This window comes from Streptomyces sp. A01 (genome assembly GCF_059026195.1).
Genome location: NZ_JBWLKN010000002.1, coordinates 322596 through 341551 on the forward strand (window position 1 = coordinate 322596; position 18956 = coordinate 341551).

The 18956-nt window shown below is 70.6% G+C and carries 17 protein-coding genes and 1 riboswitch; of the genes, 3 read left to right on the forward strand and 14 right to left on the reverse strand.

The annotated features are described in order from the left end of the window. Nucleotides 1-40 precede the first annotated feature (40 nt). The 5 genes from AC5P1B_RS03755 to AC5P1B_RS03775 all read right to left on the reverse strand — a co-directional run bounded on the left by AC5P1B_RS03755 (nucleotide 41) and on the right by AC5P1B_RS03775 (nucleotide 4635). Nucleotides 41-778, reverse strand: coding sequence for a YidC/Oxa1 family membrane protein insertase (locus AC5P1B_RS03755; protein WP_493884716.1), 738 nt, complete (start codon nucleotides 776-778; stop codon nucleotides 41-43). A gap of 90 nt (nucleotides 779-868) precedes the next feature. After that, nucleotides 869-1177: a DUF6412 domain-containing protein gene (locus AC5P1B_RS03760; RefSeq protein WP_493884717.1), complete on the reverse strand. Its 309-nt coding sequence runs from the start codon at nucleotides 1175-1177 to the stop codon at nucleotides 869-871. Nucleotides 1178-1264: 87 nt separating this feature from the next. Continuing rightward, nucleotides 1265-2815, reverse strand: coding sequence for a sodium:solute symporter family protein (locus AC5P1B_RS03765; protein WP_493884718.1), 1551 nt, complete (start codon nucleotides 2813-2815; stop codon nucleotides 1265-1267). After that, complete coding sequence (locus AC5P1B_RS03770) at nucleotides 2812-3027, reverse strand: DUF3311 domain-containing protein (RefSeq protein WP_493884719.1); 216 nt, start codon at nucleotides 3025-3027, stop codon at nucleotides 2812-2814. The genes AC5P1B_RS03765 and AC5P1B_RS03770 overlap by 4 nt, the downstream gene beginning before the upstream one ends. A gap of 114 nt (nucleotides 3028-3141) precedes the next feature. Then, nucleotides 3142-4635, reverse strand: coding sequence for a DUF445 domain-containing protein (locus tag AC5P1B_RS03775; protein WP_493884720.1), 1494 nt, complete (start codon nucleotides 4633-4635; stop codon nucleotides 3142-3144). 235 nt (nucleotides 4636-4870) lie between these two features. On the opposite strand from AC5P1B_RS03775, the gene AC5P1B_RS03780 reads away from it, so the two are divergent. Next, entirely contained in the window at nucleotides 4871-6193 is a 1323-nt protein-coding gene (locus tag AC5P1B_RS03780; protein ID WP_493884721.1) for an SGNH/GDSL hydrolase family protein, read from the forward strand. 277 nt (nucleotides 6194-6470) lie between these two features. Here AC5P1B_RS03780 and AC5P1B_RS03785 read toward each other — a convergent pair whose 3' ends face one another. The 4 genes from AC5P1B_RS03785 to AC5P1B_RS03800 all read right to left on the reverse strand — a co-directional run bounded on the left by AC5P1B_RS03785 (nucleotide 6471) and on the right by AC5P1B_RS03800 (nucleotide 10513). Further along, nucleotides 6471-7223: a DUF1707 SHOCT-like domain-containing protein gene (locus tag AC5P1B_RS03785; protein WP_493884722.1), complete on the reverse strand. Its 753-nt coding sequence runs from the start codon at nucleotides 7221-7223 to the stop codon at nucleotides 6471-6473. Between the two features lie 462 nt (nucleotides 7224-7685). After that, on the reverse strand, nucleotides 7686-8657 hold the full coding sequence (locus tag AC5P1B_RS03790) for an ABC transporter ATP-binding protein (protein ID WP_493884723.1): 972 nt from the start codon (nucleotides 8655-8657) through the stop codon (nucleotides 7686-7688). A gap of 118 nt (nucleotides 8658-8775) precedes the next feature. After that, the gene (locus AC5P1B_RS03795) at nucleotides 8776-9540 is read right to left on the reverse strand and encodes an ABC transporter permease (protein ID WP_493884849.1); all 765 of its coding nucleotides are present in this window, start codon (nucleotides 9538-9540) and stop codon (nucleotides 8776-8778) included. A 172-nt stretch (nucleotides 9541-9712) separates the two neighbouring features. Continuing rightward, a complete protein-coding gene (locus AC5P1B_RS03800) occupies nucleotides 9713-10513 on the reverse strand; it encodes an ABC transporter permease (protein ID WP_493884850.1) in 801 nt (266 codons plus the stop codon). Between the two features lie 1075 nt (nucleotides 10514-11588). Between AC5P1B_RS03800 and AC5P1B_RS03805 the strand changes: the two genes are divergently transcribed. Further along, complete coding sequence (locus tag AC5P1B_RS03805; RefSeq protein ID WP_493884851.1) at nucleotides 11589-14084, forward strand: transglycosylase domain-containing protein; 2496 nt, start codon at nucleotides 11589-11591, stop codon at nucleotides 14082-14084. Between the two features lie 355 nt (nucleotides 14085-14439). On the opposite strand, the gene AC5P1B_RS03810 is transcribed toward AC5P1B_RS03805, so the two are convergent. The 3 genes from AC5P1B_RS03810 to AC5P1B_RS03820 form a co-directional block, all read right to left on the reverse strand. Continuing rightward, the gene (locus AC5P1B_RS03810) at nucleotides 14440-14760 is read right to left on the reverse strand and encodes a DMT family transporter (protein ID WP_493884724.1); all 321 of its coding nucleotides are present in this window, start codon (nucleotides 14758-14760) and stop codon (nucleotides 14440-14442) included. A 34-nt stretch (nucleotides 14761-14794) separates the two neighbouring features. Further along, nucleotides 14795-14854, reverse strand: a riboswitch (guanidine-III (ykkC-III) riboswitch). Between the two features lie 267 nt (nucleotides 14855-15121). Next, nucleotides 15122-15424: a GroES family chaperonin gene (locus AC5P1B_RS03815; RefSeq protein ID WP_425581558.1), complete on the reverse strand. Its 303-nt coding sequence runs from the start codon at nucleotides 15422-15424 to the stop codon at nucleotides 15122-15124. 162 nt (nucleotides 15425-15586) lie between these two features. Beyond that, nucleotides 15587-15907, reverse strand: coding sequence for a DUF3618 domain-containing protein (locus AC5P1B_RS03820; protein WP_493884725.1), 321 nt, complete (start codon nucleotides 15905-15907; stop codon nucleotides 15587-15589). 134 nt (nucleotides 15908-16041) lie between these two features. On the opposite strand from AC5P1B_RS03820, the gene bcp reads away from it, so the two are divergent. Then, a complete protein-coding gene (gene bcp / locus AC5P1B_RS03825; RefSeq protein ID WP_493884726.1) occupies nucleotides 16042-16509 on the forward strand; it encodes a thioredoxin-dependent thiol peroxidase in 468 nt (155 codons plus the stop codon). 264 nt (nucleotides 16510-16773) lie between these two features. On the opposite strand, the gene AC5P1B_RS03830 is transcribed toward bcp, so the two are convergent. Continuing rightward, nucleotides 16774-18111 carry a sensor histidine kinase gene (locus AC5P1B_RS03830; RefSeq protein ID WP_493884727.1) on the reverse strand — a complete coding sequence of 446 codons (1338 nt, stop codon included), beginning with the start codon at nucleotides 18109-18111 and terminating at the stop codon, nucleotides 16774-16776. Beyond that, nucleotides 18111-18656, reverse strand: coding sequence for a hypothetical protein (locus tag AC5P1B_RS03835; protein ID WP_493884728.1), 546 nt, complete (start codon nucleotides 18654-18656; stop codon nucleotides 18111-18113). The genes AC5P1B_RS03830 and AC5P1B_RS03835 overlap by 1 nt, the downstream gene beginning before the upstream one ends. Between the last annotated feature and the right edge of the window lie 300 nt (nucleotides 18657-18956).

The following is an 18956-nucleotide window of genomic DNA, read 5'->3' on the forward strand; positions in this document are numbered from 1 at the left end:
CGGGGTCCAGTCCGCAAGACCCCGTTCACAGACTGGACCGTTACCGTGAGGTAGCCAGCGGCTGCGGGGCGGGCAGCGGGATCAGCAGCGCCCGCTCCACCGCCGTCCACGTCGTTGTCGTCACCAGGTAGAGCCCTGCTGCCAGCGGGACCACGGCCGCCGTGACAAGAGTGCCGAAGGACAGCAGTGGAAGGATCTTCACCAGCCCCGCCATGCCCGGGGCCGCACCGGACGACGCCTGCGGGACGGGGGTGACGGCGGCGGCCCTGCGGGCGCGCGTGTAGTTCCAGGTGGCGACGGCGGCGATCATCGCGAACAGCACCAGGTACACCAGCCCGTGCGGCCCGGCCAGGCCGCCGTCACCGAGCGCGTCAGCCCAGCGGCCACCGAGCGGGGCGCCGAGCAGCGTGTGGTCGAGGAGGTCCCGGTCGCCGGTCGAGAAGAGGTGGTACATGACGAAGAAGAACGGCAGCTGGACCAGCGTCGGCAGGCAGCCGGCCAGCGGTGATGCCTTCTCCTTCGCGTACAGCTCCGTCATGGCCCGGCGCAGCCGCTCCGGGTCGTTCTTGTGTTTGCGGTTCAGCTCGGCCATGCGCGGGGCGAGCTCGGACCGGGTCCGCTGACCGCGGGCCGCGGCCCTGGCCATCGGATGCAGCGCGAGCCGCACGCCCAGCGTGAAGACGACGATCGCGGCGGCGGTCGCCGAGGCGCCGAACAGCGGGTCGAGGGCGTCGGCCAGGTGGGACAGCAACGCACCGAGGGATGCGAAAACAGACATGCGGGGAGCCCTCCACGGGTCTCGTCGTGCCGGAGTGGTGAATCGGCGTGACGAGCCGCGCGGGCGCGGAGCAAGAAGCTGGGAAAGCGCCTACGCGGCCGTCAGGAGGAGACGGCCAGGCGCTCGGGGCCGGGGACGGCCGGAGGCATCGGGATCACGCTGCGGCAGGAACGCCGTCCGGCGCTCCCTGTCACGTATCGCTGTACGGACGCGGCCTGGCGGGCCCGGCCTGGCGGTGGCCCGCGTCGCGAGCACGGCACTGGCCAACATGGCCGCGGCGAACGCGGTGGTCGCGGTCAGCGCGACCGCACTCAGCGGCCCGCCCTCCACCAGCAGCTGGGCCAGCGAGAAGAGGAGCACGCCCACGTGCGTACGCACCGTACCGATGAACTGACCCACGCGACTCCCCCCTCCCAAGATCACTCAGGAACCCCCGCAGACTGCCGCGGACACCGCCGTGCGGGTGCGGCCCTCGTGGCAAAGATGCTAACCCCGCCCACTGACAGCCGGAGCGTCCGCCCCCGAGTCCTGCCGGCTCCCCGGGTCGGCGCTCCCCTCCGCGTCCTCCCAGCCCTCGTCCGTCGCCAGCACCTCCGCGTCCGGCCGGTCGTCGCGCTCGCGCGGTCCGAGCCAGCTGACGGCCAGCGCGACCGCCACGTTCACGACGAGCGCGACGAGTCCCGCGTTCACGCTCCACAGCGGGTCACGGTCGGTGAAGACCAGCACGCTGACCAGGGTGGCCCCCACCACCAGGCCGCTCACCGCGCCGTACAGCGTCAGCCGTCGCCACAGCAGCCCCAGCAGCAGCATCGGTACGAGTTGCGCCATCCCCTCGTACGAGATGAGGGACAGCCGCACCAGGGTGTTGGGGGCGGTGTAGGTCAGCAGCAGTGCCACCGCTCCCGCCACCACGACGACCACCTGCGACCCCAGCTTCTGCCGACTCGCCAGCCGTGGCACGAGGCCCAGCACACTGCGGCCCCACATCGTGCCGATGACCAGCATGAACACCGCCATCGGCACGATCGACGACAGCGCGGCGGCGACCCCGATGACCCCGACAGCCCAGGCGGGCAGCGAATCGACCACCAGCTTGAACAGCGCGAGATTCGAGTCGGCCCCGGCCAGCCCCGGCACGACGAACAGCGCCGCCATGCCCAGCAGCATCGGCACGAACAGCAGCACGTTGTACACCGGCAGCGCGATGGCGTTGCGGCGCAGCGTGTCCGCGCTGCGCGCGCCCAGGTACCCGGCGACGGTCGTCGGGAAGATCACGACAGTGAGGGAGTTCAGGAAGCTGGTCGAGATGAACCAGCCCTGCCCCAGACCGCCCGACGCGTGCCCGGGGAACGTCAGCCACTGCGACTTCTCGTCCACGACCCGGTCCAGGAAGTCCCCGTAGCCGCCGAAGTAGTGCAGCGGCACGTAGACCGCAAGAAAGCCCAGCGTGCCGATGACCAGCACGTCCTTGAGCACCGACACCCATGCGCTGCCGCGCAGCCCGCTGACCACGACGAAGCCCGTGGTCACGGCGAAGGCGAGGAAGTAGGCCCAGTTGAGGCTGATCGCCCCGTAGGAGATGGTCGAGACGACCACGCCCATGCCGGTGATCTGGAGCTGGATGTACGGCAGCAGGCAGACGGTCGCCCCGATGGCGACCACCGCGCCGAGCCAGGGCCGCCCGTAGCGGTGCGCGACCATGTCGGTGATCCCGACGAGCGAGTGCTTGCGCGCGTACGCCCAGAGCAGGGGCCCTACGACGTACCCGACGGCGTAGCCGCAGGACATGTACGCGATGACGTACAGCACCGGCGCGCCGAAGTTGTAGCCCCAGCCGGCAGCGCCGAGATAGCTGAAGCTGGTGTAGCCCTCACCCGCCATCAGCACCCAGATGAACACGGGCCCCATGCTGCGACCGCCCACCGACCACTCGGCGAGCCCGCCTCCGCCGCCGCGCCCGCGCACGGCGAACAGCCCGAGAGCGACGGTGAGGACCATGAAGACGCCGAAGACGGACGTCGCGACAGCGGCGTTCACGCCTGCCCCCGCTTCACGGCCCCATGCCGCTTCTTGTCGCCGCGCCACGCCAGCCACACGGCCACCGGCGTCAGCAGTGTCGCGAGCAGCAGCCAGCAGACGAGGAAGGGCAGGCCGAGGACAGTGGGATGGACCCGGTTCACGAGGGGGAGCGCGCCCAGATAGAGCACGTAGGGCACCAGGAGCCACAGCAGGGCAGGTCGTCGAAGCACGGCGTACGACCCTACGCGGTGTCTCCACCCGCACGCGCCGAACGGTCGCTTGGGCATCCCAGGTCTCGGCCGTCACCGCCAGGCGAGTGGGCCCACAACAGCCGGCAGACCGGCTCAGCCGACCAAGCCGTGCGTCACCGTGTAGATCAGCAAGCCCGCCAGCGCACCGACCACCGTGCCGTTGATCCGGATGAACTGGAGGTCACGCCCGATGTGTGCCTCGATCTTCCGCGAGGTGTGCTCGGCGTCCCAGCTCGCGACCGTCTCCGTGATCAGCGAGGTGATCTCGTTGCGGTAGGTGGTCACCACGTAGACGGCGGCGTCCTCAAGCCAGCCGTCGACCTTGGCCTGGAGGCGGCCGTCCGCCGCCATCCGCGCGCCGAGGGAGAGGATCGCGGCCCGGGCCCGCAGCCGCAGTTCGCTGCGCTCGTCCTCGGCGGCCGCGACGATCATCGCGCGTACGGAACTCCACGCCGAAGCGATCAGGTCCTGCACCTCGCCCCGGCCCAGCACCTCGCTCTTGAGCCGCTCCACCCTGGCCCGGGTGTCCGTGTCGGACTGGAGATCGCTCGCGAAGTCGGCCAGGAAGCGGTCCACGGCACCGCGCGCCGGGTGGTCGGGGATGTCGCGCATCTCGGTGACGAAGCGCAGCAGCTCCCGGTACACCCGGTCGCCGACCTTGCGGTCCACGAACTTCGGTGTCCAGCCGGGCGCGCCGCCGGTCACCGCGTCCATCACCGAGTCGCTGTGCACCACGAGCCAGTCGTGGGCGCGGACACACACGAGATCGACCATCCTGCGATGGCCGCCGTCCGCGACGATCTTCTCCAGCATCGTGCCGAGGCCCGGTGCGATCTCCTGCGCGTCCGCCCGCCGCGTGATGGCCTCTCCGACCACGGCCTGCACATCCGCGTCGCGCAGCACCGTCAGCGCGCCCCGCACGGCGGTGGCCAGCTCGGCGGTAACCCGGTCCGCGTGCGCGGGCTCGGCCAGCCAGGCACCGAGCCTGCCGCCGATACCGACGGCCCGCAGCCGCTCCCGTACGACGTCGCCGGACAGGAAGTTCTCACCGACGAACTCGCCCAGGCTGTGGCCCAGCTGGTCCTTCTTCGTCGGGATGATCGCGGTATGCGGAATGGGCAGGCCCATCGGGCGCCGGAAAAGGGCGGTCACCGCGAACCAGTCAGCGAGCGCGCCGACCATCCCCGCCTCGGCGGCGGCCGCCACGTACCCGGCCCAGCCGCCCAGTCCGGCCGACTGGGCCCATTTGGCGAGCACATAGACGAGGGCCACAGCCAGCAGCAGACCGGTCGCCAGCGCCTTCATCTGCCGTACGCCACGCTGCTTCTCCAGGTCAGCCGGACTGAAGCCGACGACACCACGCACAGCAGGCCCGCCCCCACCGCGCGCCCCGTCGTCACCCGCGGCCCCCACACCCGCGTCGACACCCACACCCACACGCTCATCGCGCGCGGGCGCGCCAGGGCCCGACCCGCCGACCGCGTCCGCACGCGCCCCGCCGCCCAGCTCACCACGCGTCTCAGCGCTCATGTCCCTGTTCGCCCGTTCCATCCACTCCACCCGATCGAGCCGGTCCCTCCAGGCCATTGTCCCTTCCTGGCCTCCTTGTGGAACGAACCACCGGTTCCCGGCGTCTGACCACGCGGGCGAACAGCCGTCCACGCCACGCGCAAGGCACGGCCAGGCCGGGCCACCGGGCAGACGCACCCCCCGCCGTGGGATCATGAAGGGCCGATCTGAGTTTGCGACGGCGCTGCTGATCACCCCGCAGTCCCCGACCTGCGGAGTCACTGGCTCCGCCCTCCCGAGGAGATCCGCGCACATGACCGTGCACCCCATGCCCAGACGTACGGCCTATGCCGTACTCGCTGCGCTGGCGGCCGTGGTGATCCTCGTGTCGACCGCCATATTCATCGGTGTCGGCCACAGCAGCGGCGACGTGGACACCCCCGCCCGCAAGGGCAACGAGCCCGCCGAGCCCGCCTCATCGGGCAACTGGGTCGGCTCCTGGTCCACCTCACCCGCCGCCGCGGAGCCGAAGAGCATGAACGGCCTCTCGGGCATGTCCATACGCAACGTCGTGCGCCTCAGCGTCGGCGGCAACCAGGTGCGCATCCAGCTCTCCAACCTCTACGGGCACCGGCCGCTGACGATCAGCCACGCGTCCGTGGCCCTGGCGGCGGCCCCCAGCAACCCGACCGCGGCGGCGGACAGCATGCGGCGGCTGAGCTTCGGTGAGCGCGGCGCCGTGACCATCCCGGCCGGACAGCAGGTCACCAGCGACCCGGCCAGGCTCAGCGTCCCGGACGCCAGCGACCTGCTGGTCACGACCTACTCCCCGGCCCCGTCCGGAGCCGTCACCTACCACCCGCACGCCCGCCAGATCTCCTACCTCGCGCGCGGCGACCGTACGGAGGACACCGCCGGTCTTGCCTACACCGAGCAGAGCCCCTACTGGCGCTACCTCACCGGCGTCGACGTCTGGACGAACAAGGCACGGGGTTCCGTCGTCGTGCTCGGCGACTCGATCACCGACGGCATCACCTCCACCTCCGGAGCCAACCACCGCTGGCCCGACTTCCTCGCCGAGCGACTGCGCACGGAGCGCGGCGCGCCCCGCCTGGGCGTCCTCAACCAGGGCATAAGCGGTAACCGTGTACTCACCGACGGCAACCAGTCGCCACCGGACAACCCCAGCGGCCTTTCCCGCTTCGACCGCGACGTACTCTCCCGCACCGGCGTCCGAGCCGTGATCATCGAGCTGGGCGTCAACGACATCCTGCGCAACCCACACGAGACCAACCCGCACCGCATCGTCGGCGGCCTCAAACAGCTGACAGAACAAGCCCACGCCCGCGGACTGCGCGTCGTCGGCGGCACCTTGATGCCCTTCCACGGCCACCGGGGCTTCACCCCCCGGCTCAACGCGGTACGCGAGGCCGTCAACCAGCAGATCCGCTCCGGCGAGGTCTTCGACGAGGTCGTGGACTTCGACACGGCCCTCCGCGACCCGATGAACCCACTACGCCTGCGCCCCGCCTACGACTCAGGCGACCACCTCCACCCCAGCGACGAGGGCTACCGAGCCATGGCGAAGGCACTGGACCTCCAGCACCTCCGAGGCTCAGCAGCCGCCGAACTCTGACCGCGACTCACCGCGCCCCGCGCACTCCCCCAAACACACCACCGAACAGAGACACCCCACGCGAGGGACAGCCAGGGGACAGCCGAAACAATCCACAACACGCACACCGAGGCCCAGTCCCCGAACACCAGGCACCACCGGGCCGGAACTCACAACGGACACCAACCCCACACCACAAGCCCACAGGACCGGAACTCACAACGGACACCACCGGGCCACGAGGGCCGGAACTCACAACAGACACCAACCCCACACCACAAGCCCACAAGACCGGAACTCACAACTCCTTACGACGCTTCTCGCCCTCGCCCTGGCCCTCAACCTGACGCTCTTGCCGCAGCCGCTTCAGCTCCGCCTTCTCACGCTGCCGCTCCGCCTTCTCCAGCCGACGCTCTTCCTTCTCGCGCCGCAGGTCAGCCTTCCGGCGCTTGCGCTCGACACCCACCCCGCCCCAAAAGGCGAGCCCGGTGACAGTGACCCGGGGCGCCCCCGGCGCTTCCTCGCCACCACCGACCGCGCTGTGATCAAAACCGCCCATGATGCCGATCCCGCTGACCTGCACCTCAACGTCGGGCGGCACGATGATCGACACCCCACCCATGATCGCGAAGCAGCGGATCACCACGTCACGCTCCTCGAACCGCGCCTCACGCAAATCGATCTCGCCGCCGCCCCAGAAGGCCAGCGACGTGAAACTGCGCGGCACGGTCCAGCCACCGGCACGCTGGAACCCTCCCATGACGGCGATCGCCCACCGCGAGGTCGGACGCCCACCGATCCGCTCCGGCCGCGCCGCGTCGCTGTCCACCGCCCGCGCGGGCACACCGGAAGGCACAGCGGAAGCCGGCACCGGCAGGTCGCGTACCAACGGCTCCAGGTCAGCATGCGTACGAGCGGTGTACGCCCGCTCCAGCCGCTCCTCGAACTCCTCCATGTCGAGTCGCCCCTCGGCGACGGCTTCCCGCAATGCCTCAGCGACACGCTCACGTTCAGCATCGGAAGCCCGCATCTCGGGGAGTTCACCGGTCATGGCGAACAGCCTACGCGGGCATACCCGTTCGAGCATGCACCCTCGACCCCACCCAAGCACCCCCAAACCACCCCCCGGTCAGCCCAAAGGGAACGGCCCGCAGCCACCACCAACGAAAGAGACCGAGAACCCGCAGCCACCACCAAACAGAGGGGACCGAGAACCCACCGCCACCACCAAACGGAAGAGACAGAGAACCCGCAGCCGCCAACGAACGGAGGGGACCGGGGCCGCAGGGCGGGGTCCTGGACGCTGACGTGTATTTGTGGCGCCAACGGGAGGCCCACCCCACGTATCGGGTCAACGGCGCCGTAAATATGCGGTCCAGGACCCCGCACCGGAGGTCACGGTCCCCGGCCCACCGGCCACCGGCCACCCGCCACCGGCCACCGGCCACCGGCCACCGGCCCACGCTCGGGCCACGGGCCCACGCCCACGACCCGACCCCACCCAGCACCACGCTCAGCCCACCCGCCCCGCGTACATCTTCGCGATCACGTCCTCGATCTCCGGCTCCCGCACCGACAGGTCGACCAGCGGATAGGCAGCCACGACCGCCGCCACGATCGGGGCCGCACTCGCCGTGGCCGGGAACGCCAGCCACTGCCGAGGCCCCTCGACCTTGACCGTACGGGCGCCCGGCACGCCCTCGATGGGCGCCATCTCCCGCTCCAGGTCGACAACGAGAGTGCGCTCGCTCTCACCGACGGCGTGCAACCCGTCGAGCCCGCCGTCATAGACCAGTCGCCCGTGGTCGATGACCATCACCCGCTTGCACAGCTGCTCGATGTCGGTCAGATCGTGCGTGGTGAGCAGGACCGTCGTACCCCGCTCCGCGTTGATCTCCCGCAAGAACTCCCGCACCTTCGCCTTGCTGATCACGTCGAGCCCGATGGTCGGCTCGTCGAGATAGAGCACGTCCGGGTCGTGCAGCAGGGCCGCGGCGATGTCACCCCGCATCCGCTGGCCGAGCGACAGCTGGCGTACCGGGACCTCCAAAAGCTCGGCAAGGTCGAGAAGTTCCACGCAGCGCTCCAGGTTGGCGTGGTACCGGTCATCCGGAATCCGGTACATCCGCCGCACCAGCGCGTACGAGTCGCGCAACGGCAGGTCCCACCACAACGTGGTGCGCTGTCCGAAGACCACCCCCATCCGCCGGGCCAGCCGCGTACGTTCACGGGCCGGGTCGATCCCCGCGACCCGCAGCCGCCCGGCGCTGGGCACCAGGATGCCGGTCAGCATCTTGATGGTGGTGGACTTCCCGGCGCCGTTCGGCCCGATGTAGCCGACCATCTCTCCACGCGGCACCCGGAAGCTGATGCCGTCCACCGCCCGCACCTGATGCCGCTCCCGGCGCAGCAACCCCGCCTTGCGCCGTACGTCGAAGACCTTCTCGACCCCCTCAAGCTCAATAAACCCAGCCGCACCACCCAACCCATCGGAACGGTCCGAATCACCCAACCCACCGCCAGGGCCCGAACCACCCGGCCCACCGCCAGAGTCCGAACCACCCGAGCGATCCAACCCACCCAAACCCGTCACCACATCCCCCTCAGCTTCCCGTGCTCCGATACCCGCGCAGCCCCGCCCGCCACGCGAACCCGCCCACCGCGCAGCACACCAGCGCCACCAGCGGTGACGCGAAGTCGACCCAGCCGGGCAGCCCGAGCGGATCAGGGCGGCCCAGGATGTACAGCGCGGGCATCCAGTTGACGAAGGCGAGCGGAATGACGAACGTGACGCCGCGCACCAGCTCCTGCGCGAAGACCGTCGGCGGGTACTGCAACAGCGTGTTCCCGCCGTACGTGAAGGAGTTCTGGACCTCGGAGGCGTCACTGGCCCAGAACTGGAAGGCGGCGCCGAGCAGGAACACCGCCCCGAAGATCGCCGCCCCACTGAGCAGCATCACCGGCATCAGCAGCACCCTGCCCGGGCTCCAGTCGATGTCGAGTTCGGTCAGCGACCAGCAGAGCAGCATCACGCCCTGGCTGATCCGGCCGAGGCGGCGCAGCGCGAACTGGTCCGCCGCGACCTGCGCGAGAATCGGCACGGGCCGCACCAGCAGCGTGTCCAGCGTCCCGTCCCGCACACGGCGGCCGACCCGTTCCATGTTGCCGAGGGTGAGGTCGGCCAACCCGAAGGCGGTGCTCGTCGTCCCGTACAGGAAGGCCACCTCGGCGAGGGCGAAACCGCCCAGCTGCTCGACGTGGCCGAACATCAGCATGATGGCGACGAAGTCGAGGGCGGTGGCCGCGAAGTTGCCCGCCGTCATGATGAGGAACGAGGTGCGGTACGCCATCGTCGAGCGCACCCACATGGCGACGATGAGCCCGTAAGCCCGCAGCCCGTGCCAGGCACGCTCCGCCCAGGGCTCCTCACGGACCTCGTGGTGCGCCGCCCCCGACGCCAACCCGGGCGCCGTCCCGGCCGCCAGCCCTCCCGTCGCCCCGGACGCCGCCTCGCTCGTCCCGGTTTCGGCCTGACGCGGCTCAGCCACCTTGCACCACCACCTTGCGGGTGGCCACGGACTGCAGGGCCCTGCCGCCCGCGAAGAGCACGACCGCCCACCCGGCCTGGAAGGCGAGCGCCCCCGCGAGCCCGGCCCCTGTGCGCTCGCCGAGGAACACATCCGCCGGCACCTGGAGCATCGCCGCCCAGGGCAGCACCTTGGCCACATCACCGAGCAACCCGGGGAAGACCGGCAGCGGCAGCAGCATGCCCGACAGGAACATCCCGAGCAGCATGCTGACCATGGCCACTCCACTGCCGTCGAGCAGCCAGAAGGCGGTCAGCGCGACGAGATAGCGCAGAGCGAAACCGACGAGCAGCCCGAGAAGAACCGAGAACAGGAACGCCAGCCAGGTCAACGCGGACGCCGGAAAGCTGAGTTCGAACGCGAGCGCGCCTAGCGCCATCGGCACGATGCCGCGCCCGAGAAGCTGGAACCCCGCCCGCCCCAAGTCCCCGGCCAGCCACCACAGCTGGAGATCAACGGGCCGGTAGAGATCAATGGCGATGTCCCCGGAGCGGATGCGCTCCTGCAACTCCACCTCGAAACCGCCGCCCATCAGGGCGGCGGCGGCCAGCAGGGCCTGCCCGAGCCAGACGAACGTCAGCGCCTGGGAGACGTCGTAGCCGCCCAGATGGGGCCGCTGGTCCCACAGCGCGACAAAGGTGTAGGCGACGATGAATCCGAAGACCGTGTTGGTGAAGACCCCCGCGGCGGTGGCGACCCTGTACGTCGCGTAACGTCGGAACCCGCTCGCCGCGACGGCCATGTAGAGCCGCACCGAGGCTCCCTTCCCGTCGCTGAGCACCAAAGTCCACGAGCTTAGACCGGCGGCTGGGCGGCAAGCCAGGCATTATTCACCCTGTGGGGTGAGCCGCCAGGGCCAACCAGCGGGTCACAGAGCTGTCACAGGTGCGCGCCGCCTCCGCCTAGCGGAACGCATGATGCGACAGTGTTTTGTGGGGCGTACGACGCGAATCGCCCGACACGACACGATTTATTTATGCCGTGACACAACCATGGGCGGCGCCCGAGGAGTCCCTACAGACATGACCGACGAGCCTCAGCAGCCAAGCGCCGAAGGCGGAGGCGACAGCGACGCCGAAGGCGGCGGCGGCAAGCCCGGAGCCGCGGGTGACAAACACCCCGAAGCCGCAGGTGGCCCCAACCCCACGGTGCCAGGTGACGACGTCCCCAAGCCCGCGCGAGACGACGCCCCGAGGCCCCCGCGCGACCGTCCGCGGACGCCGCCGCGTGAGCGCGCGCCCCAGGCGGCGGACGACCGTACCCCCAAGACGCCACGCGGCTCCAAGACGCCACACGACCCCAAAACGCCACGCGATTCCGCGACGCCACGCGACCCCAACGGCAGGCCCCCGGGCGACCCCAGCGGCCAGCTTCCGCGTGACCCCGGGGCTCAGCCGCCGCGCGACCCCAGCGGCCAGCTCCCCCGTGACCCCGGCGCCAGGTCCCCGCAGGATTCCGGCCCCAGGGCTCCGCAGGACCGCGGCGCCAGGGCTCCGCGCGACCCCGGTCTCCAGGCCGGAGGCGGCATGCGGCCGGAGACGGCGGGTGGCATGCGCCCGCAGGCAGCGGGTGCCGGCGCGCCCAAGCCGCCGCAGCGCGACGCCCCGAGGCCCCCGCGCGACAGCGCCCCCAGCACCGGACATGACACGGGCCTCAACGCCGCGCGTGACACGGGCCCCGCGGCGCCGCGCGGCACCGGCCCGCATGCCGCGGGTGGTACGGGCGGCCGCCCGAAAGCCGCGGGTGGCGGCAACGCCCCCCGCCCAGGCCCCGCCGCCGCGGCGGCGGGCCACGGCGGCGCCGGGCCCGCCCCCACCGGCAGCGGCTCCGTGCCCGCGGCAGGCGCGGCAGGCCCCGATGCCACCGCCGCGCTCCCCACCGTGCCCGCGACTGCCGCCGCGAGCGCCGCAGGCACCGGCGCCCAAGGCACTGGCGCAGGCGCCACTACCCCCGACGCCGCTTCCGCTTCCGCTTCCGCCGCCGCTGACGGCAACGCCGCCGGTGGGCCGCCGAAGCCCGGCAAGAAGGCGAAGAAGCGCCGCCCCAAGCGCACCGGCTGGCGCCGCGTCCTCCCGACCTGGCGGATGGTGCTCGGCGCCTTCCTCCTGCTTTTCCTGCTCGTCGGCGGCACCCTGGTCACCGGCTACCTGCTCGTGGACATCCCGGCCGCCAACAAGGCCGCGCTGGCCCAGAGCAACGTCTACCTCTACTCCGACGGCTCCCAACTCGCCCGCGAAGGCGCGGTCAACCGGGAGAACGTGAAGCTGAGCAACGTGTCCAAGAACACGCAGCACGCCGTGCTCTCCGCCGAGGACCGGGACTTCTACTCCGAGTCCGCGGTCAACCCGGCGGCGATGGTCAGGGCCGCCTGGAACACCGCCACCGGCAAGGGCAAGCAGTCGGGTTCGACGATCACGCAGCAGTACGTCAAGAACTACTACCTGGACCAGGAGCAGACGGTCAGCCGCAAGGCCAAGGAGTTCTTCATCGCGATCAAGCTCGACCGCGAGGTCAGCAAGGACGACATCCTTGAGGGCTACCTGAACACCAGCTACTTCGGCCGCAACGCGTACGGCATCCAGGCGGCCTCGCAGGCGTACTACGGCAAGGACTCCGACGAGCTCAACACCGGCGAGAGCGCGTACCTCGCGACGCTGCTCAACTCGCCCAGCGCGTACGACGTCGTCGTCCATCCCGAGTACAAGAAGCAGGCGCTGGCCCGCTGGAACTACGTACTGGACGGCATGGTCAAGAAGGGCTGGCTGGAGAAGTCCGAGCGGGAGGCGATGAAGTTCCCGACGCCGGACGAGGCCAAGCCCGCCTCCAGCATGTCCGGGCAGCGCGGCTACCTCGTCGAGGCGGTCAAGGACTACATCACGAGCAACGACATCATCGACGAGAAGGACCTCGCCGCCGGTGGCCACCGCATCACCACCAGCATCGACAAGAAGAAGCAGGACGCGTTCGTCGGCGCCGTCAAGAAGCGGCTGATGGACAAGCTCAGCGACCAGAACAAGGTCGACAAGTACGTGCGGGCCGGTGGCGCCTCCATCGACCCCAAGACCGGCAAGGTCGTCGCCCTGTACGGCGGTGTCGACTACACGAAGCAGTACGTCAACAACGCCACCCGCCGCGACTACCAAGTCGGCTCCACCTTCAAGCCGTTCGTCTTCACCTCGGCCGTCGAGAACGATTCCGTCACCCAGGGCGGTCAACCGATCACGCCCGACACCCTCTACGACGGCACCAACAAGCGCGAGGTCATCGGCCCCAACGGGCCCACCAACTACTCGCCCGCCAACGAGGACGACGTCGACTACGGGCCGGTCAACGTCACCACGGCCACCGACAAGTCCGTCAACAGCGTCTACGCGCAGATGGCCCAGGACGTCGGCCCCGAGAAGGTCAAGGACACCGCGGTCGACCTCGGCATCCCCGAGAACACCCCCGACCTCACCGCCAGTCCCTCCATCGCGCTCGGCCCCTCCACGGCCAGCGTCCTGGACATGACAGAGGCGTACGCGACACTCGCCAACCACGGCAAGCACGGCGCCTACAGCCTGGTCAACGAGATCACCAAGGACGGCGGGAAGATCGACCTGCCGCGGCAGAGCACCAAGCAGGCCGTCCCGCGCGACGCGGCCGACACCACGACCTCGATCCTCAAGAGCGTCGTCGAAGGCGGCACCGGCACCGCGGCACAGGCCGCAGGCCGCCCGGCGGCGGGCAAGACCGGCACCGCCGAGGAGGACAAGGCGGCCTGGTTCGCCGGTTTCACGCCCGACCTGGCGACCGTCGTCGCCGTCATGGGTCAGGACTCCGACACCGGTGCGCAGAAACCGCTGTACGGGGCGACCGGCCTGCCCCGCATCAACGGTGGCGGCTACCCGGCGGAGATCTGGGCCGAGTACACCGCCGACGCCCTCAAGGGCGTCCCCGCCCGCGACTTCGACCTGCAACTGGAGGACGGCGCCGACACCCCGTCGCTGCCGCCGACCGGCACCACGGAGCCACCGGCCACCAGCAGCGCGCCGCCGACCAGCAGCGCGCCCCCGGAGACCAGCGCCCCACCCACGGACACGCCCACCACACCCACGGACATCCCCACCGTGCCCACCGACATCCCGACGCCGCCGACCGCCACCCCTCCGACCGATTTCCCGGCCGGAGGAGCCACCGGTGAACAGAACGGCGGCCAGAACGCCGGGCCGATCGGCGGCCAGGACGGCGGGCTCCCGGGTGGCGCCCAGAACGGCGGGGGCGGCGGCGGAGACGGCGGAGCGGACGGCGGAGCAGACGGCGGCGGAGCCGGCGGCACTGGCTGACCCGGGGCCGCGTACGGCTCCCGACGACGGCGGCCGGCCACGTCAGGCCAGGTCACGTCAGGCCAGGTCAGGTCACGTCACGTCACGTCACGTCACGTCACGTCACGTCACGTCACGTCACCAAAGCAAGACGGCGGGTCCGCCCCGACCGGCGAGGACACGGAAAGTCCGCAAACTGCTCACCGGCCGGGGCGGACCCGTCCGCGCCTGCCCATACGGCACGGCAACACCCGCACCACCAGCAGCGACCGCCCACCATGGGCCTCTCAGTGCAGACCGGCCCCGACCAGGTCCCGACGAGGAGCCGGGCCGGGCGCGGCCTACGGGCGCGGTGAGGGCAGCGGCGGCGCAGCCGTCAGTGGCCCGACGTCGCCTTCAGGCCGACCACCGCCACCAGCAGCAGCACGACAAAGAAGATCCGGGCGGCGGTCGCGGGCTCGTTCAGCACCACCATGCCGAGCACCGCCGCACCGGCCGCGCCGATGCCGACCCACACGCCGTAGGCGGTGCCGATCGGCAGGGACTTGGCGGCGTGCGCCAGCAGCATCATGCTCGCGACGATGCCCGCACCGGTGAACACGCTCGGCCACAGCCGGGTGAACCCCTCGGTGTACTTCATCCCGATCGACCAGCCCACCTCAAGCAGACCAGCGACGATCAACAGAACCCAGGCCATGACGGCACCTCCGTGAAATGCGTGCTTCAACAGGGGTGCGTCGTCTTTGCGTAACCCGGTACGGCGCGTCTCGTCGGGATATCTACGACCCTAGCAACACGGCAGAAAAAGGGCGGTGACCGAGGTCACCGCCCTGCCTACGACGCATATCAGCGCAGGTCAACGCCGCCCGCCGGGCTCCGATGGCCCGCGCCACACCAGCGGCGGGACGGCACACGGAACCGGGCGCGAGGCGGCACGGACGCAGAAGCACGAGACGGCACGAGGGACGAAGCGCGAGGCTACGGGCACAGCCCGTACACCCCGCAGCCCTACCGATCAGATCCGTACAGCCCACAGGCCGCAGGCCGACAGATCAGCCCTACAGATACAGCCCCGTGGAATCCTCCGAGCCCTCCAGGCGCTCCGCGGCGACGGCGTGCAGATCACGTTCGCGCATCAGCACGTACGCGACCCCGCGCACCTCGACCTCGGCGCGGTCCTCGGGGTCGTACAGCACCCGGTCGCCCGGCTCCACGGTCCGTACGTTCTGGCCGACAGCGACCACCTCGGCCCAGGCCAGCCTGCGGCCGACGGCGGCGGTCGCCGGAATGACGATGCCGCCGGTCGAGCGACGCTCGCCTTCCGGAATGTCTGTTCGGACCAGCACCCGGTCATGCAGCATCCGGATGGGCAGCTTGTCGTGGGACGTCTTGGCACTCACGCCATGACGGTACCTGGCCCGGCCCCCGCCGTACGCCGATGGGTCCGGTGCCATTCAGCCGACACGGCCCGGTCCCCGTCCGTCGTGGCCCGGTCCCCGTCCCTTGTGGCCCACCGCCGCGCGTCAGTCGTGACGCCGCCGCGAGGAGACGGTGAGCAGTCCGATCACGGCCACAGCCACGAGCGCGACCGGCACGATCCGCTCAAGACGCGGCGCACCGTCCGCCGAGACGAACTGGGCCCGCACGTCAGAGACCGCGCGGTTGGCGGCCACGTACGCCTGCCCCGCCGTACGGTCCACAGTCGAGGCCACCTTCGCCTTCGCGTCGCCGATGATCGTCTTCGGGTGCACGCGCACCCCGATCTCGTCGAGCGTCACAGCGAGCTCACGCCGCCTGCGGGCGATATCAGCCTCGATCTGCGCAGGGGTCCTGGCTTCCGACACCGCGCTGCCTCCGTCAATTATCGATGATCCGTGCTGGACAGTCTGTCAGGTCGGTTCGATCTGTGCCCCACGGAATCCCCCATCGCGAACCTGGCTAATGTCAGGGACAGCGGAATCACCCACTAAGGAGAGCTATGAGCGAGCGACTGCAGCCCGGCGACACCGCCCCCGCCTTCACCCTGCCCGACGCGGACGGCAAGCCGGTCTCCCTCGCCGACCACGCGGGCCGCAAGGTCATCGTCTACTTCTACCCCGCCGCCCTCACCCCCGGCTGCACCAAGCAAGCCTGCGACTTCACCGACAACCTCGAATTCCTCACCGGGCACGGCTACGACGTCATCGGCATCTCCCCCGACAAGCCGGAAAAGCTCGCCAAGTTCCGTGACAAGGAAGACCTGAAGGTCACGCTCGTCGGCGACCCGGAGAAGACGGTGCTTGAGGCGTACGGCGCCTACGGCGAGAAGAAGCTGTACGGAAAGACGGTCACCGGGGTCATCCGTTCCACCGTCATCGTCGACGAACACGGCAAGGTCGAACGAGCCCTCTACAACGTCAAGGCCACCGGGCACGTCGCGAAAATCATCAAGGACCTCGGTCTCTGACGACCGTCTCTGACGGCGGCCTCTGACGGCGGACCGGCACAAGCAGAGCGGCAGCAACCCTGCCGCATCTGCTCGCCTCTCACCCCCACCACAACAGCCTCCCGGGACCACCCGGCCCCACAGGCCGACGGGGCCCCACAGGCCGACGGCCCTCCCTGCCCACCGGGAGCCGTCGGCCACTGAGTCCTCCCGGACCACCGGGGGCCGGGCCGCCCGGACGGCGGCCCACCGGCCCCCGGAGCAGGCCCGCCGGACAGCGGGCCTTCACCGGGCCGGGGTGGCCCCGGACCCGGGCCCCGGCCCGGGCCCCGGCGCCAAATCCCCCGGCCGGATGCGCCCTTCCGGCTCCGGCGCCTCCGGCGGCTTCGGTGGTTCGTCCAACTCCGGGAGCGACAGCACCGTTTCGGCGCCGCCCGACGCGGCGGCGCCGAACTCAAGCCGCGCGCCCAGCACCCGCGCCTGCCCCGCCGCGATCGTCAACCCGAGACCATGCCCCGTACCCCGCTCCGGGGCACCCGTACGGAACCGGCGCGGCCCCTCAGCGAGGATCTCCGCCGGATAACCGCGGCCATGGTCGCTCACCACGATCCGCGCGCCCTCCACACGCACCTCCACCGGCGGCCGCCCATGCCGCACCGCGTTCGCCAGCACATTCACCAATACCCGCTCCACCCGCCGGGCGTCCGTCGTGACGATCCGGCCCTCCCCCACAGCCGTGACCCGCACCACCGACTCGGCGATCCCCCGCTGCCCCACCGCGCGCCGCACGATCCCCCGCACCAGCAACGGCAACTCCACCGGCTCCAGCTGCGCGCTCTCCACCCCGGCGTCCAGCCGCGACACCTCCAGCAGGTCCTCCACCAGCCCCCGCATCGCCTGCGCCCGGTCCCGCACCAGCTCAATCGCCCGCTCATGCGGCAACAGCTCGGCGGCGGCCACAAGACCCGCCACCGGCGTACGCAACTCATGCGCCACATCAGCGGTGAACTTGCGCTCCGCCTCCACCCGACCCGCCAGCGAAGCCGCCATGTCATGGATGGAACGCCCCAGCTCGGAGACCTCATCGCGGCCCCGGACCATGAGCGCGGCGGCGTCCGGCGGCTCCCCCGCCGCGATCCTGCGTGCGGCGGCCGCACTCAGCCGCAGCCGCCGCGACAGCCGCTGCGCCACAAACCAGGCCACCACGGCGGCCAGCACCACCGTCCCCACACCGGCGACGATCAACGCCCGGTCCAACGCGTCCTGCGCCGGGTCCGCACGCGGGAACGCCGCCGACACCGACAGCACCTTGTCCCCGCCGACCCCCGTAGCGGCCCAGGCACGCGGATCGTCCCCACCGCTGATGTACGTCCCAGAACCACCACCCGCCACCGCGCGAGCCAGCGGGGGCGGAATCCTGGCATCGTCGAGCTGCGCACCAAGCGCCAGAGAATCGTCCCGCTGATAAATACGCAAAGCGGAACTCAGCCGCTCATCCTGATACTCCCGGGCCTGCCGCTGCCGGTCCCGATCCGCGATGTGATGCACGGAAAGACCCAGCAGCACCACGGCCAAAGCCGTCACAAAGGAAATAGCGAGCGCGATGCGGCCACGAATGCCCATCAGGCGATCGTGTACGTCTCAGTTGCCTCACCGAACGGCGTGGACCCGGAATACATCACCGTCAGCCCGGTAAAAGCAGGCTTGCCGTCCACATTCTTCGCCCCGTACAGCGACAAACGCGCCGGATACGAAGCGGGCGCCGCACCCACCGAGCCTGACACCTGCACCACACCATCCCCCTCCGCGCCCTCAGCGTCGTAGCTCTGCCACTCCAGGTCGCTGGCCACCACCCCCGCGTCCACACACACCAGCGTGATGATCTCCGGCTTCAGCAACGGCTCCCCCTGACCACAGTCCCGCACGCCCGGCAGCCCCACCGCCTTGACCGCCCCGGACTTCGACCGCTCGACCGCCGCCGTCTTCGGGGCCTTCTCCACCACACCGCCCCGGTCAGCCGCCTGGCTCCACCACACCCCGCCGCAGGCGACCGCGGTCACCACCACAAGCGTCACCACGGCGGCACGCACACCGGCCCGGCGCGCACCAGCCGCGGACACGGCGGGCCGACGCAGAACCGGGCGGCGCAGAACGGGACGGACAGCCATCGCACTCACATCTCCCTACGGAACGGGCGAGAGCCCGCACTCCACGCACCCACCCTTGCGTGCGAGCCACACAGACCCGTTGCCCGTACGACTCAGCCAGCGCGCGACAGCGTAAAGATCTTGTAACAGCGCCTGTCCCACAGCCCCGCCAAGCCCCGAACCGGCATGCCGCCGCACGGCCCAGCCAATGTGAGCAATATCGCGTTAGCTGCTAAAAGGGGTTTGACCGCACTCAACGGGCGCAGCAGCCCTAGTCGTACCGAAACCGCGCCCTACGCGGTCGCAGCAGACGAAGGGAAG